The organism is Myroides injenensis M09-0166 (assembly GCF_000246945.1).
Taxonomy (GTDB): domain Bacteria; phylum Bacteroidota; class Bacteroidia; order Flavobacteriales; family Flavobacteriaceae; genus Flavobacterium; species Flavobacterium injenense.
Genome location: NZ_BAEX01000022.1, coordinates 25688 through 40066 on the forward strand (window position 1 = coordinate 25688; position 14379 = coordinate 40066).

14 protein-coding genes are annotated in these 14379 nt (G+C 31.6%); 8 read left to right on the forward strand and 6 right to left on the reverse strand.

Annotated features, from left to right (window positions below):
* Positions 1–3 precede the first annotated feature (3 nt).
* Complete coding sequence (locus RH98_RS05375; protein WP_010251359.1) at positions 4–531, reverse strand: chromate transporter; 528 nt, start codon at positions 529–531, stop codon at positions 4–6.
* 736 nt (positions 532–1267) lie between these two features.
* Between RH98_RS05375 and RH98_RS05380 the strand changes: the two genes are divergently transcribed.
* From RH98_RS05380 to RH98_RS05395, 4 genes are read left to right on the forward strand one after another with little or no spacing between them, the layout of a single operon-like run.
* Positions 1268–1720: a cytochrome c oxidase subunit II gene (locus tag RH98_RS05380; protein WP_010251361.1), complete on the forward strand. Its 453-nt coding sequence runs from the start codon at positions 1268–1270 to the stop codon at positions 1718–1720.
* Between the two features lie 10 nt (positions 1721–1730).
* Positions 1731–3416, forward strand: coding sequence for a cbb3-type cytochrome c oxidase subunit I (locus tag RH98_RS05385; RefSeq protein ID WP_026038754.1), 1686 nt, complete (start codon positions 1731–1733; stop codon positions 3414–3416).
* Positions 3417–3428: 12 nt separating this feature from the next.
* Positions 3429–4076, forward strand: a complete 648-nt coding sequence (locus tag RH98_RS05390) for an SCO family protein (protein ID WP_010251365.1) — start codon at positions 3429–3431, stop codon at positions 4074–4076.
* An 11-nt stretch (positions 4077–4087) separates the two neighbouring features.
* Complete coding sequence (locus tag RH98_RS05395) at positions 4088–4690, forward strand: c-type cytochrome (protein WP_010251367.1); 603 nt, start codon at positions 4088–4090, stop codon at positions 4688–4690.
* 125 nt (positions 4691–4815) lie between these two features.
* Here RH98_RS05395 and RH98_RS05400 read toward each other — a convergent pair whose 3' ends face one another.
* The 5 genes from RH98_RS05400 to RH98_RS05420 all read right to left on the reverse strand — a co-directional run bounded on the left by RH98_RS05400 (position 4816) and on the right by RH98_RS05420 (position 10029).
* Positions 4816–5850 (reverse strand): o-succinylbenzoate synthase, encoded by a 1035-nt coding sequence (locus RH98_RS05400; protein WP_010251368.1) that lies wholly within the window; start codon positions 5848–5850, stop codon positions 4816–4818.
* Positions 5851–5853: 3 nt separating this feature from the next.
* Positions 5854–6540, reverse strand: a complete 687-nt coding sequence (locus RH98_RS05405) for a metal-dependent hydrolase (protein ID WP_010251370.1) — start codon at positions 6538–6540, stop codon at positions 5854–5856.
* Positions 6541–6558: 18 nt separating this feature from the next.
* Positions 6559–7470, reverse strand: a complete 912-nt coding sequence (locus tag RH98_RS05410; RefSeq protein ID WP_010251372.1) for a 1,4-dihydroxy-2-naphthoate polyprenyltransferase — start codon at positions 7468–7470, stop codon at positions 6559–6561.
* A gap of 210 nt (positions 7471–7680) precedes the next feature.
* Positions 7681–7992, reverse strand: coding sequence for a hypothetical protein (locus RH98_RS05415; protein WP_010251374.1), 312 nt, complete (start codon positions 7990–7992; stop codon positions 7681–7683).
* A gap of 1197 nt (positions 7993–9189) precedes the next feature.
* Positions 9190–10029 (reverse strand): 1,4-dihydroxy-2-naphthoyl-CoA synthase, encoded by an 840-nt coding sequence (locus tag RH98_RS05420; RefSeq protein ID WP_010251377.1) that lies wholly within the window; start codon positions 10027–10029, stop codon positions 9190–9192.
* 71 nt (positions 10030–10100) lie between these two features.
* Here RH98_RS05420 and RH98_RS05425 point away from each other — a divergent pair, with 71 nt between their 5' ends.
* From RH98_RS05425 to RH98_RS05440, 4 genes are all read left to right on the forward strand, one after another.
* Positions 10101–11216 (forward strand): C1 family peptidase, encoded by a 1116-nt coding sequence (locus tag RH98_RS05425; RefSeq protein ID WP_010251379.1) that lies wholly within the window; start codon positions 10101–10103, stop codon positions 11214–11216.
* A 66-nt stretch (positions 11217–11282) separates the two neighbouring features.
* Positions 11283–12470 carry a serine hydrolase domain-containing protein gene (locus RH98_RS05430; protein WP_010251381.1) on the forward strand — a complete coding sequence of 396 codons (1188 nt, stop codon included), beginning with the start codon at positions 11283–11285 and terminating at the stop codon, positions 12468–12470.
* A gap of 2 nt (positions 12471–12472) precedes the next feature.
* A complete protein-coding gene (locus RH98_RS05435; protein WP_010251383.1) occupies positions 12473–13519 on the forward strand; it encodes an NAD(P)H-dependent flavin oxidoreductase in 1047 nt (348 codons plus the stop codon).
* Positions 13509–14357: a GNAT family N-acetyltransferase gene (locus RH98_RS05440; protein WP_010251384.1), complete on the forward strand. Its 849-nt coding sequence runs from the start codon at positions 13509–13511 to the stop codon at positions 14355–14357. The genes RH98_RS05435 and RH98_RS05440 overlap by 11 nt, the downstream gene beginning before the upstream one ends.
* Positions 14358–14379 lie beyond the last annotated feature (22 nt).

Below are 14379 nucleotides of genomic sequence, written 5' to 3' on the forward strand. Positions count from 1 at the left end.
TACTTAACTTTTAATTATTTGATGATATAGTATTCCTCCAAAACATCCAGCAAGAATTACCCAAATTGGCGATACCCCTCCTAACCACATTGCTAAAAGCGCTATAATAGGAAAAACTAATGTTTTTAAAGTCATTTTATTAATTCTAATAGCAGTATAGCAAGGTGCAGCTATCAGTGCAACCACTACAGGTCTTAAAGCTTTAAATGCCTTTTCAACATATAGGTTATCCTGGAAATGATTAAAAAAAATAGCAATTAATAATATAATAATAAAAGGGGCTATTATAGTTCCTAATGCAGCAAGTATCCCACCCTTTATACCCGATATTTTAAAGCCTACTAAAGCAGCTATATTTGTTGCAAACACTCCTGGTAGTGATTCTGTTATAGCCAATAATTCGTAGAACTCATCTTGTCCTAACCACTCACGTGCTACAATATCTTTCTCTATTAAAGGTATAACAGCATATCCTCCTCCAATTGTAAATAGCCCAATTTTAGTAAAAACGAAGAATAACTTAAATAGCATTTGCTCTCTAAATTTTAATTAATAATAATTGACAAGATAATTTTTTAGAAGGGGTTATCCTAAGTTATGGCGTTAAAATTAGCTTTTACGAAGTAATTATTTTCAACTATCTGGACTATACAAGAGTCCTTAATCTGGTATAGAAAACTATGTAGTCTTACACTTAATTTTATACTGTTCAATAACAAGGTTAAGATCTAGACCATTAAAATCTAATTTAATTTATAAGAATAAAAATATAGCGTAAATAATTAGTTATAAGTCAATGTTTAAGATTACTATCAATTGTGTTTTTTAATGTATTAAAGGTGTCATTATACAGATACATTGTACTTATTACTTATATGTTAACAATTTAAAATTTAACTATAAACATCAGTAGTTTTAATTAAAAAATACTGATTTCAAATACTTTAACTGTAAAAAGTACAGAGATTAAATATTATTATTTAACCAACTAATACACTCATTCTAGATAAAAAACACCGAAATAAGTAAATATTCACATCATTGACCTAATTATGTAAATAGTACAACTTATACTTAAAACTACTTTTACAGAACATAATAATTAACAATTTAACAGTAGCATGAAAAAAGACAAACTACCATTAGAAAAAACTTTTAAACCGATAGGTGCAACAGTTTTTTTAATTCTATTACTAATACTGGCCGGTTTTGTATGGTTTAGTATTTATAACATTCAAGTTGAACGTTTTTAATTAAATAATGAAAAATGGATAAATACGAAAAACGCGCAATTTTCTTGAGCGCAGGAGTATTAGCAATCTTCTTTTTTGCTTTACTCTATAATGTGAATGCTAGAAAAATTGACGTACCATCTTGTATCCCTTATAATCCTGGATATCAAAAATCTGAAATCAAACAAATAGACGATGACTATTTTGAGGTATACATAGTGGCAAAAATGTGGGCTTTTGATCCAGGTGAGATCATTGTCCCTCCAGGAAGTACAATAGATTTCTATTTAACTTCTCAAGACGTCGTACACGGGTTTAATATAGAGCGAAAAGCCACAAATATAATGGCTATACCAGGTGCAGTAAATAAGGTTACTGTCAAATTTGATGATTACGGTACATATCGAATTGTATGTCATGAGTATTGTGGTATAGGTCACCATAATATGATGGGGAAAGTACTCGTAACTAATTTAACTAATAAATAAAAATTGAGAAATGAAGATTTCTAAATCATATAGAACAACGATTCTTATTGGAATTATAATGCCTGTAGTACTCTTAATTTTAGGTGTCTATAATGGTGTTATGCAAACATTGTATCGCTCAGGAGTTCTACATCAAGATTCCTTTGCTGGTATTAATTATTATCAAGGTTTAACAATGCATGGGATTATTAATGCTATTGTATTAACTACCTTCTTTGCTGTAATATTTGGTCATGTAATTATGGGCTTTTATTTGAAGCAAGAACCTCCAAAATGGACTTACATAAGTTCTATTACGTTAATGGTCATAGGAACGCTAATGGATGTCATAGTCATGGCATTAGGTAAGGCTTCTGCACTATATACTTTTTATGCTCCACTAAAAGCTTCTCCTTTCTTCTATTTAGGTACTGCTTTAATTATTGTGGGAAGTTGGTTAGCCTATTTTGGATGGGTAATCGCCTTTAGAAGATGGAGAAAAGAAAACAAACAACAAATGCCAATAGCTGTATTAGGCGTATTGGTAAATTTTACGATGTGGTTTTTATGTACTTTGCCTGTAGCATTCGAAGTATTAGTCCTGCTTATTCCATGGTCTGCAGGATGGACAGATGAGCTAAATGTCGCATTGACAAGAGTGCTTTTCTGGATGTTTGGGCATCCATTAGTTTACTTTTGGTTATTACCTGCCTATATTGCTTTTTATACCATATTGCCAAAAGTCGCTGGTGGTAAATTGTACTCTGGAAATGCTGCTAGATTAGCATTCTTACTTTTCTTAATTCTATCTATGCCAATTGGTGTACACCACCAGTTTACTGAACCAATAACAGGACAAGGTACTAAAATGTGGATGACTATACTAACCTTTATGGTGGCTATTCCAAGTTTTATGACTGCCTTTAATATTGGGGCTTCACTAGAATTTGCAGGTAGAAAGAATGGTGCTAGAGGAATTCTTAACTGGCTTGTAGCATTGCCGTGGTTTAATTCTAAACGATACATATTTGGCTACTTAATATGTGGATTAATACTATTTATTTTTGGTGGACTGTCTGGATTAGTAAATGCTTCTTATTCACTAAATCAAATGGTACATAATACAGGATGGGTACCAGGTCACTTTCATATGACTGTTGCTGGTCCGACACTACTTGCTATCTTAGGATTAAACATTTATATGTATACCAAAATATCTGGTAAAGAATTAAAATACAAAACATTTGTAACAATTGTACCTTATGTATGGATGATTGGGACTGCTCTTTTATCACATGGTTTAATGTCTGGTGGTTTAATGGGAGAACCAAGACGTACGAATATGGGAATGTCTTATACTAATCCAGCAAGTGAAATGTTTAATAATGCATGGGTACCTACAAGTACGATGACTATGATTGGAGGTATTATTATGGGGGTAGCTGCTCTACTCTATTTCACAGCTTTCTTTAGAACATTATTTAGTAAGAAGGTAAATGAACCTGAACTGTATTTACCTGTTTCTGAAGAAGTGCATGTAGAGAAAAAATATGCTATTCTAGACAATTTAGTGCCTTGGACAATTGTAGCTATCATAATAGTAGTTATTAGTTATGGACCTGCTTTTAAAGATGTATTCAAATACAGTCAACCAGTGAAAAGCAAGTTTGAATATACTAATCCTGTGAATATTATAGACAATAATGAAGAGAATTAAAGGCTACTAATAATGAGTAAACTAAATAAAAAAGGTTGGGGACTATTCTTTTTGATAGCTGTTATTTTACCTTCAGCAATCTATCTTTCCTATAAATGGTATGATAGAAACGTTGCGACTGTTCCTTATTATGCTGAAAACTTTCAGATACAGAATACAAAACCTGATTTTACAGTAGGCAAATTTAACTTCATCAATCAAGATAGTATAACCGTTACTAATGATTTTGTAGATGGACGAATATGGGTGGCAAACTTTTTCTTTACTACATGCCCCACTATTTGCCCAGCAATGATCTTAGGTATAGAAGAAGTTCAAGAAGCATTTAGTGATGCCCAAGATGAGGTAAGATTAGTTTCATTAACGGTCAATCCAGAGGTAGACACACCAAAAATATTAAAAGCTTATCAAGAAGTTAATAATATTAATCCAGATCAATGGCAATTGCTAACTGGTGACAAAAAGGAGTTATATCGCTATGCGCGCAAACAGCTATTTATTACTGCTACTGAAGGAACTGGAGGACCTAATGATTTTATACATAGTGAGAAACTTGTCTTAATTGATAAAGATAATCACATAAGAGGTTATTATGACGGCACAGAGAGCAGTGAAATAAAGCTCTTAATAAATGACATCAATAGATTAATGAAAGAATAAATTAAATAGGAATGAAAGTATTTACTATTAAAATATGGACTCTGTTACTTCTAACGCTCAGCTTAACCAATACAGTAAAGGCTGACGAAGTAGAGAAAGGTAAAACATTGTTCAATACCTATTGTGCTGCGTGTCACGCAGTGGGAAAAAAAGTTGTAGGACCAGACTTACAAAACGTTGAAGATCGCCATGATATTAAATGGATAATAAGTTTTGTACGTCACTCACAACAAATGATTAAAGATGGTGATGAGGCTGCTAAAAAAGTATTTGATGAATACAATCAAGTAGTTATGCCTGACCACCCTCACTTTACTGATGCTGATGTTAGCAATATAGTGGCATACATTAACGATCAGACTCAACTATTAGCTAATAAACCAGCAGGACCTATTGTTCCTGATATATTCCAACATTACCAAGGAAATATAGCAGCTTGGCACCAAATTATTTACTTAAATATACCAGGTGAGCACAAACCTATTGAAGCAAGTGATAAATTTTTCTGGACTTCTTTAGCAATCGCTATCTTAGCTATGCTAGCATTCTTGATTACATTGGTTAGAATTAAAGCTATTTCTAATAGTGGTAAAGATATAGAGGAAGTTCAATAAGGCATTTCATAGTTTACTATTTAGGATAATTTCTAAAATTAAAAGGTCGTAATAATGTGATATTACGACCTTTTATCATTTATAATCTAAGGCTGCTTAGTGATAGCAAATGATGTACACTAAATCTAGAAATTAAAATCCCAAGTTATATTTGGGTTATAATGTAGAGCGCCATTGTGAACTTCTAAAGGAGATTCAAAATTATTGGTATATAAAGCTCCTGTTCCTAGTCCTTGTGGCAAGGTAGAATTCAATGTAAATGTCCATTGAGCAATCACGTTTAACCCTATATTACTTTCTAACGCTGATGTAATCCACCATCCTATATTTCTCTCTTCAGCTAGCTTAATCCATTCCATGCTTCCCTTAATTCCACCGACTAAACTTGGCTTTAAAATAATGTATTGTGGCTTGATTTTATCCAATACTTCAAGCTTTCCTTCAAGTGAAGTCACTCCTATCAGTTCTTCATCCAGAGCAATAGGCAAAGGAGTCTTTAAACACAGGTCTGACATACTGTCATGCTGCTTTTGTTTGATAGGTTGTTCAATGCTATGTAATTCAAATTCAACTAATTGATTTAACTTGTCTAAAGCATTACTTTTTTCAAATCCCCCATTTGCATCTACTCTTAGTTCAATATCATTAGCCGAAAAATGTGAGCGAATATATCTCAAAAGAGCCAATTCTTTCTCAAAATCTATCGCTCCAATCTTTAGTTTTACGCACTTAAATCCAGTAGCTAACTTCTCATCAATCTGTTCTTTCATGAAGCCAGGCTCCCCCATCCAAATCAATCCATTAATAACTATTGATTCTTTCCCATCTGTAAAAGCAGATGGAAATAAAACAAAAGGATTATCGCTATGCAAAGACAAAAAGGCTTGCTCTACTCCAAATTGAATAGATGGCCAATCTCTCAATGCTTCCCATAAAGCATCTTTTCCTAATTCAATATTTTCAACAACCCACTTAAGCTTCTCTTCATAGTTGGGTCTATCATCAAAACTAAGAGAGCGCAGTATCCCGCACTCTCCTATTCCTATTTTACCGTTTTTCTCAATTTTAAGCAACCATGTTTCTTTTTCTGTCATTACCCCTCTCGAAGTTCCAGAAGGTCGCTTAAATTCAAGAATATGTTTTTTGTATTCTGCTTTCATAACCTATAAAACAATAGATTCTCCTATTTCAAACAACATTAAATCTTTTCCTTTCTCAAAGAATTTGCGTTTTGCTTCCTCATGATCAATCTCAATATATCCAAAAGTATCAAAGTGATATCCCATTACTTTGTCGCATTCTACAAAATCAGATGCAATTACAGCCTCATCTATACCCATTGTAAAATTACTACCTATAGGCAAAATAGCTAAATCAAGCTTTGTAAATAGCGGTATTAACTTCATATCCATTGTCAATGAAGTATCTCCAGCGATATAAATATTTTTATTTTTACTTTCAATTACAAAACCTCCTGGTTGCCCTCCATAGCTACCATCAGGAAACGAACTAGAATGTATAGCTGGTGTATATTTCAACTTACCAAAATCAAATGTCCAACTTCCACCGTGATTCATAGGGTGAGTTTGATATCCTTTTGCTTCATAATATCCTGCTATTTCAGCATTTGATACAATCAAAGCCTCTGGATTATTCTTAGCAATTAATTCTACATCAGCAATATGATCACCATGAGCATGAGTAAGCAAAATATAATCTGCTTTAATAGCATCTATATCAATCGCTTTCGCTTCTGGTAAAGGATTACCAGTAATAAATGGATCTACTACAATATTTACGTCTTCAATCTGAATGCCTAAACAAGCATGCCCATAATATGTAATCTTCATAATTTACTTTTTTTATAATTATAATACTAAAGCTATTGAGAATAGTACCGATATCAAGAAGGTTGATAACGCTACTATTTTCATCTGTGTATCAAGCTCTTTTGGTATTTTGTTTTTACTTACAAACGCCAAATGCTTGATTAAAGGTATGTAACCTAAAATATAAAAATACTGATAAAATTCAAAATTAGAATGTATTCCATAAACGATTAGAGCTAATAGAGCAAATAAGATAATGAAGTAATGATATTTCTTAGCACCTTCTCTACCTAATTTAACTGCTAAAGTATTTTTACCTACCATTTTATCTGAGTCTAAATCTCTCATATTATTGATATTCAATACCGCAATACTTAAGTTTCCGATAGCTATCGCTGGAAGTATAACCCAATAGTCAAAATATTGACCATATAAATAAAACGATCCTAAAACACTAACTAAGCCAAAGAATATAAATACAAATAAATCACCTAGACCTTTATATCCATAAGCTCCCTTGCCTACTGTATATTTAATAGCAGCAACCACGCATGCAATTCCTAAGACTAAAAAGAATAAGGATGTAAAAAAGTTGTCTCTCCCAAAGGAGATATAAATCAATATAAGGGCTGATAATAAAGACAATAATGAAGTTATAATTACTCCTTTTTTCATTTCTGAAGCAGATAGAATACCACTTTGTACGGCACGTTGAGGTCCTACTCTGTTTTCATTATCAGTTCCTTTTACCCCATCCCCATAATCATTGGCAAAATTGGATAAAATCTGTAGTAACAATGTGGTTAATATCGCGAAAGAAAAAATAGAGATAAATGACTCATTAGATGAAAAATACGGATAAGCACACGCTGACCCTACTATAATTCCAGATATTGACAATGGTAGAGTGCGCAATCTAGCAGCTTCTATCCATACTTTTGTTTTAGTCATGAACATTTAATTTAATATTGCTTTTAGCCTTTTTATTGGCGCAAAAGCCCAAAATTAAAGAGAAAATACGAATTGGCATTCAAAATATTCTTTTAATAATATAGTAGAAATAGAAAGAACATTTTTAATACTTTGATAGCTAGGCCATTTAGTCATTAACTTAGTAATTCTATAATTACTTTAATGAAGTTAGCTACTAGGCATTAGAACTTAATCTATATATCTCAATTTCTTTAATCTCAAATATTTATGAGGAAATAAGAAGGTGTAATAAACCGCTAATAAAGGATTACAACCATTAACAGAAAATAATATTTTATGTTCCTCTTTAATTTCAAATACGATAGCATTGGAAGTATTCCAATCTATTTTAGCACTAAGAATGTGTTTACCTGGAGAAACTTTAAAGCTTATTTCATTTCCATTTGCAATAGATGCGACTTTCTCACCATCCAAAAAAATCTGATAATTTCTAAATCTATCTATAAATGATTTTCTTCTTCTAATAAAAATTGTAGCCATTATTTTGTTTTCATAAGTGATGTAAAGTTAATGGTTATTATTAAATCTTTTGATTTATATTAATTAATATTATCTATCATATTCTTATACCATTAAATTACATTAAGTATCGTTATTTAAAGCTATACTTTAATATTGTTACAGTATGATTTTTAATGCTTTTTCTTATAAATAATGTCATTTTAAACCCATAACAAAAAGTTATAAGTGGTATTCATTAAAATAACAATATTTAAAAATCAGTAAGTTAGTTAATTTAATTAAAGTAAAACTTTATATATAGTTTTTAATACTTTAAGCTTAATTATTTTATTAAAAAAAGTAATCTTATTTGATAATTTCCGAAAATAAAAACACCTAACTTATTTTGTATATGTTTTTACATGATGATTTTTATGCTATAAAAAAGCCTTACTCTCCTAAAAACAAAGCACACTTACCTAACCTTAAAAAGAAGAAAACTACATTCATCAGTGCTCCTACTTCACTAAAATGACGAGGATATTTATTACTTTAAAACCTTTAAATTTCTTATTATAAAATTGACTTTTATCACATATTACTTACTCAATAGATCTATATCCATAGCTCTAAAATTATCCTATTAAAAAACTTAACTCGGTAGTGCTTTATTCAGTAACTGATGTAGTGATTACTCAAATAAAAACATTCAAGACATGACTTATAGTTAAAATACAATCACGAATAATAACTTGCATAAAAATAGCTGTATTGTGGCAGAATTAATCGCAATGCCTCCATGGTGAGTCCATAGTGACTCTATTAAAACAAGGGAAATTAATGGAGACATTATGGAATTATTATGCTAGCACCCTGCTAACATGGCAAAGCAAACACAATCAAGTTTGGTTACGTTATTGGATATACTTTCCAATTTTTAGATTTAAGTTGCTTTTGTACTTGTAAATTTAAACTGGCTAAATAGATATTTTTATATTGAAATAATCAAGGTAAGTGATAGAGAATAAGCAGTATTAAAATATCACGATCTAAAGGACTAAATTTATCGAAACAACATAGTATGTCGTTTTAAAGTATAAACGGCTTACTACCTATTTAAAACGCGTAAAAAACAATATTAACGACAAATGCACTGATAGGTATAACAAGGAAAATAAAAAAGGTTACTGTAAACACAGTAACCTTCTCTATTAATTTCAATAACTTTCTAATCTATTATGGAATCCATTTTTTAGGAAAGTTTGGTTTTCTCTTTTCTAAGAAAGCATTTCGTCCTTCTATAGCTTCTTCAGTCATATATGCCAAGCGGGTTGCTTCTCCAGCAAATACTTGTTGACCAACCATTCCGTCATCTGTTAAATTCATTGCAAATTTCAACATTTTGATTGACGTTGGTGATTTAGCTAATACTTCTTGAGCCCATTCATATGCTGTATCTTCTAATTCATCATGTGGAATGACAGCATTAACCATCCCCATTTCATAAGCTTCTTGAGCTGAATAGTTTCTACCTAAAAAGAAAATTTCACGTGCTTTTTTCTGACCAACCATTTTAGCTAAATAAGCTGATCCATATCCACCGTCAAAACTGGTAACATCTGCGTCAGTTTGTTTGAATATAGCATGTTCTTTACTTGCTAAAGTCATATCACATACAACGTGTAAACTATGTCCTCCTCCTACTGCCCAACCTGGTACAACTGCTATAACTACCTTAGGCATAAAGCGGATTAAACGTTGCACTTCTAAAATATTTAGACGGTGCATACCATCTTCTCCTACATAACCTTGATGTCCTCTTGCACGTTGATCTCCTCCACTGCAAAATGAATACACTCCATCTTTTAGAGAAGGTCCTTCAGCTGATAACAATACTACTCCAATAGAGGTATCTTCTTGTGCATCGTAAAAAGCACGATATAATTCGCTTGTCGTTTTTGGTCTAAAAGCATTGCGAACTTCTGGTCTATTAAACGCTATACGAGCTACGCCATTACATTTTTTATAAGTAATGTCTTCAAATTCGATAGCAGTTTCCCATTGTATCTTACTCATAATCTTTTTGAATTTAGGGTAAAAATAACCTATTTTTTGCATTATATTGCAAAACCAAAACATTATAACTCATGAAAAAACTAATAATATCAAGCGCATTGCTTTTTTTTGCGCTTAATATTCATGCCCAAGAATATGATTTTAAAATAGTTATCGATTTAGATGCAACTCCTGTAATTAGTCAAGGGAAAACTGGTACTTGCTGGAGTTTTAGTACTTCTTCGTTTCTAGAATCAGAAATTATCAGAAAAACAGGGAAATTTATTGACTTATCTGAAATGTATACAGTCAGAAATACCTATCCAAAGAAAATAGAAAACTATATTCTAAGACAAGGTAAAGCACAATTTGGACAAGGTGGTCTTGCTCATGATGTAATAAACAGCATTAGAGAGTATGGGATCGTTCCTATAGAGGCTTACTCTGGAAAACAAGGAGAAGAAAATTATGATCATGCTGAAATGTTCAAAACACTACAAGCATTGATTGACTCTTATGCCAAAGGTACAAAGCCTATTTCCATGAAGTGGAAAGATATTTCTGAATTTGTACTTGACACCTATATGGGCGCGAATATTTCTGAATTTACCTATGAAGGGAAAAAGTACACGCCACAATCTTTCTTAAAGATGACTACAATCAATCCTGATGATTATCTTACAATTACTTCGTTTGCTGACCAAAAAAATTACAATCCATTTATACTAAATATTCCTGATAATTTTTCTAATGGTTCTTTATATAATTTACCTTTAGATGAGTATATTAAAAATATAGATAATGCGTTAGAGAAAGGATATAGTCTTTCCCTTGATTGTGATGTATCTGAAGCAACTTTTTCTGGTAAGAATGGTATTGCTTTTATACCAGAGTCAAATGATGATGCAAAAAAAGGTTTGCTGGAGATTGTTGAAGAAAAAGAGGTAACTCCTGAAATGCGCTTGAACGAATTTTACAGTTTTGAGACACAAGACGATCATTTAATGCACATAGTAGGAAAAGTAAAAGATCAAAAAGGGAATACATATTACAAGGTTAAGAACTCATGGGGTGGTAATAGTGAGCGTGTAGGTAATGATGGTTATATATACATGAGCGTACCTTATATGAGATTGAAGTCTATCTCTGTCCTATTGCACAAAGATGGATTATTACCGGCGACAAAAAACAAACTTAATTTAAACTAGAACATTAATTTTAAAAACAATATTATATCCTAATAGTCAAGAAAATATTGTTGATGTAAATATATTATGACTAACAAAAACAAACTAATTATCCCATTACTAACAGCACTGTGCTTCTGCGCTTGCAAACAAGAAAAAAAAGAAAGCGATTTAGCGCTTAATATGCCTATTATTAGAGAACATAATATAATTGAAGAAAACGATTATGCTATGCAATTTGATAAGCTTGCTCCTGAATATATCTTAGAGAAATCTCAAGATATCGAAGATTTCTATGTTAAGAATATAAAGAAAAGTGGCTATACTGGTAGCTTTTTAGTGGCAAAGAATGGACAGATTCTCTATGAGGATTATTCTGGGTTTGCCAATAAAAGAAATAATGAAGTAATTACTGAAAACACACCCATTCACATTGCTTCTGCTGGAAAAGTAATTACAGCAGTAACTATACTTAGATTAGTAGATCAGGGTAAAATAGCATTAGATCAAAGTGTTTCGGAAATAATAGAAGACTTCCCTTATCCTGAAATAACTATTCGCACACTACTAAGTCATAGAAGTGGTTTAAGATATTACGGTTATTATGATAATGTTTGGGACTTCACCAAGCCTATTACTAACAAAGACGTTATTGAGGTTATTAAATCTGGACAAGTTGATTTAGATTTCACTCCTAATACACGCTTCGCTTATAGCAATACAAACTATGTCGTTTTAGCTTCAATAGTGGAAGCAATTGAACGCAAACCATTCAAATTAGTAGTTAGAGAGCTAATCTTTGAGCCACTGGAAATGAAACACAGCTTTGTATTCGATGATTTGTCCAAAAAGGATTTGGTTACCCAATCCTATAAAAGCAATTATCAACCAATGCATTGGGATTATATGGATGGTACTTATGGGGATAAAAACATTTATATAACTCCAAGAGATTTTCTAAAATTAGATACAGCTTTATACAATGATAATTTTTTGAGCAAAGAAATCAAAGATCAAATGTTTAAAGGGTATAGTTTTGAAAATAAAGGAGTGAGAAATTACGGCTTAGGATTCAGATTAATAGACATGGGTAATAATAGAAATTACACTTACCACAACGGATGGTGGCGTGGCAATACTTCTTCCTATATCCGCCTTGCTGATGATAAAGTATGTATTCTTTTATTCTCAAATAAGTATTCACAGTTAACTTACAAAACCGTTAGTCTATCACATCATTTTGGAGATTATCCAATTGGGAATTTAGAACTATAGCAATGAAACAATTGAATGATATATTAGGAATTAAATATCTAATAGGGCAAGCTCCAATGTTAGGTATAAGTACACCAGAAATGGTAGCTGAAATTGCTAATGCTGGTGGATTAGGAATACTCCCTTTGGGAGGTTTAGCTCCAGAAGTGTGTGACAAACTAATTGCCAAAACAAAAACATTAACTAAAAAACCTTTTGCAGTCAATCTATTTTTAAACCCTGTAGTAGATCAAGATTTAAAAATAGTTGAAAAGATGCAAGATTTTATAGCTCAATACTGCTCGCAACAGAATATACCATTTGACTATATTTCTGATTTTAGGCTTCACAGTTATGAATTTGTGTTAGATATCATTCAAAAACATGAAATTAATATAATATCTTTTACATTTGGTTGTCTAAGACCTTCTGAAGTGGTAAATTTACATCAGAATGGGAAATTTCTAATTGGTACCGCTACTACAAAAGAAGAGGCGAAATATTTAGAAGAAGCAAATATTGATGCAATTGTATTGCAAGGAATTGAAGCAGGCGGGCACAGAGGTAGCTTTTTATCTGATAGCTATAAAGACAATTTATCTCTTCAAGAACTTTTTAAGCAAGTTCTCGATTGTAATATAAACCGTCCTTTAATAGTTGCAGGTGGTCTATACTCTGGTAAAACAGCTAGAGAATATATTGAAAACGGTGCTAGTTTAGCATTGTTTGGATCTATATTTATTCCTTCTGTCGAAAGTAATGCAATACCGTATCAAAAAGAGCTGCTAGATAGTGGAAAACCATTAGAGACTAGGCTTACAAGAGCCTACTCAGGAAAATGGGCAAGAGGAATTGTCAATGACTTCATGGAAGCTATTGATAGTTCTGAATTAACTATTCCTTTTTATCCTTTTCAAAATTCTTTAACACAAAATATAAGAATTTTTGCAAAACAGAAAAATATTCATACTTTTAACTCACTTTGGTGTGGCACTAACTCGCATTATGCTAGAAAAGGGTATTCCAAGGATATTTTTAACAAATTGATTCAAGAGTTTTATGAGCTATAATTTTCAATATAAATTTTTAAACAGAGTATCACTTGATGAGTTACTTCATGTTTTTAATCAATCTTTTACTGATTATTTTGTTCCTATGAACTTAGATGAAGCAGCTTTAAAGGCGAAAATAAAAACAGAGGGGATTCAATTAAGTGAGTCTATAGGGGTATATACTAACAAAAAATTAGTAGGTTTTATCTTACACGGTAAAAAGAATGCTAAACTATATAATGCAGGAACTGGAGTACTACCTGAGTTTAGAGGTAATATGCTTACCAATAAAATGTATGAATATGCAATGCCCATATTTAGAAGTTTTAAAATAAGTAAAATCTCCTTAGAAGTTATAGCTACAAATGAAACAGCCATGAAGGCTTATCGCAAAGTTGGTTTTAAAAAGTGGCGCCACTTAAACTGTATTAAAGGAGCTACAAAAATTAATAGTAAGCTAGACCCTGCTTTTGCAGAAATTGAAATAAAACCTCTCCCTTTTTACGAATATTTAATTTACTATGCCGAGAAAGATATTTTGCCTACATGGCAGAATTCTGAGTTTTGTGTAGAAAATAATGAAACGAAACTATTACTTAGAAAAGCAGTTTTAGACAATCAAACTTTGGGATACATTATTATTGATAAAAGTAATAATAAGATATTGCAAATTTGGGTGAAAGAATGCTATAGAAGAAAAGGTATAGCAACGCATTTAGTTGAAGAACTGATAGGGAATAAACAAACATTTCTTGTGACTAATATCGATGCTCAGAACTTTGGAATCAATTCATTCCTAAAATCAATTGGAGGCGAAGAGTTTTTAGAACAAGTAGAAATGGAACTATATCTATAGTTACAATAATAAATAAGAAAAA

Coding starts and splice junctions, on each gene's coding strand:
- RH98_RS05375 (WP_010251359.1), bottom strand. CDS start 531: ATGCTATTTAAGTTATTCTTCGTTTTTACTAAAATTGGGCTATTTACA.
- RH98_RS05380 (WP_010251361.1), top strand. CDS start 1,268: ATGGATAAATACGAAAAACGCGCAATTTTCTTGAGCGCAGGAGTATTA.
- RH98_RS05385 (WP_026038754.1), top strand. CDS start 1,731: ATGAAGATTTCTAAATCATATAGAACAACGATTCTTATTGGAATTATA.
- RH98_RS05390 (WP_010251365.1), top strand. CDS start 3,429: ATGAGTAAACTAAATAAAAAAGGTTGGGGACTATTCTTTTTGATAGCT.
- RH98_RS05395 (WP_010251367.1), top strand. CDS start 4,088: ATGAAAGTATTTACTATTAAAATATGGACTCTGTTACTTCTAACGCTC.
- RH98_RS05400 (WP_010251368.1), bottom strand. CDS start 5,850: ATGAAAGCAGAATACAAAAAACATATTCTTGAATTTAAGCGACCTTCT.
- RH98_RS05405 (WP_010251370.1), bottom strand. CDS start 6,540: ATGAAGATTACATATTATGGGCATGCTTGTTTAGGCATTCAGATTGAA.
- RH98_RS05410 (WP_010251372.1), bottom strand. CDS start 7,470: ATGACTAAAACAAAAGTATGGATAGAAGCTGCTAGATTGCGCACTCTA.
- RH98_RS05415 (WP_010251374.1), bottom strand. CDS start 7,992: ATGGCTACAATTTTTATTAGAAGAAGAAAATCATTTATAGATAGATTT.
- RH98_RS05420 (WP_010251377.1), bottom strand. CDS start 10,029: ATGAGTAAGATACAATGGGAAACTGCTATCGAATTTGAAGACATTACT.
- RH98_RS05425 (WP_010251379.1), top strand. CDS start 10,101: ATGAAAAAACTAATAATATCAAGCGCATTGCTTTTTTTTGCGCTTAAT.
- RH98_RS05430 (WP_010251381.1), top strand. CDS start 11,283: ATGACTAACAAAAACAAACTAATTATCCCATTACTAACAGCACTGTGC.
- RH98_RS05435 (WP_010251383.1), top strand. CDS start 12,473: ATGAAACAATTGAATGATATATTAGGAATTAAATATCTAATAGGGCAA.
- RH98_RS05440 (WP_010251384.1), top strand. CDS start 13,509: ATGAGCTATAATTTTCAATATAAATTTTTAAACAGAGTATCACTTGAT.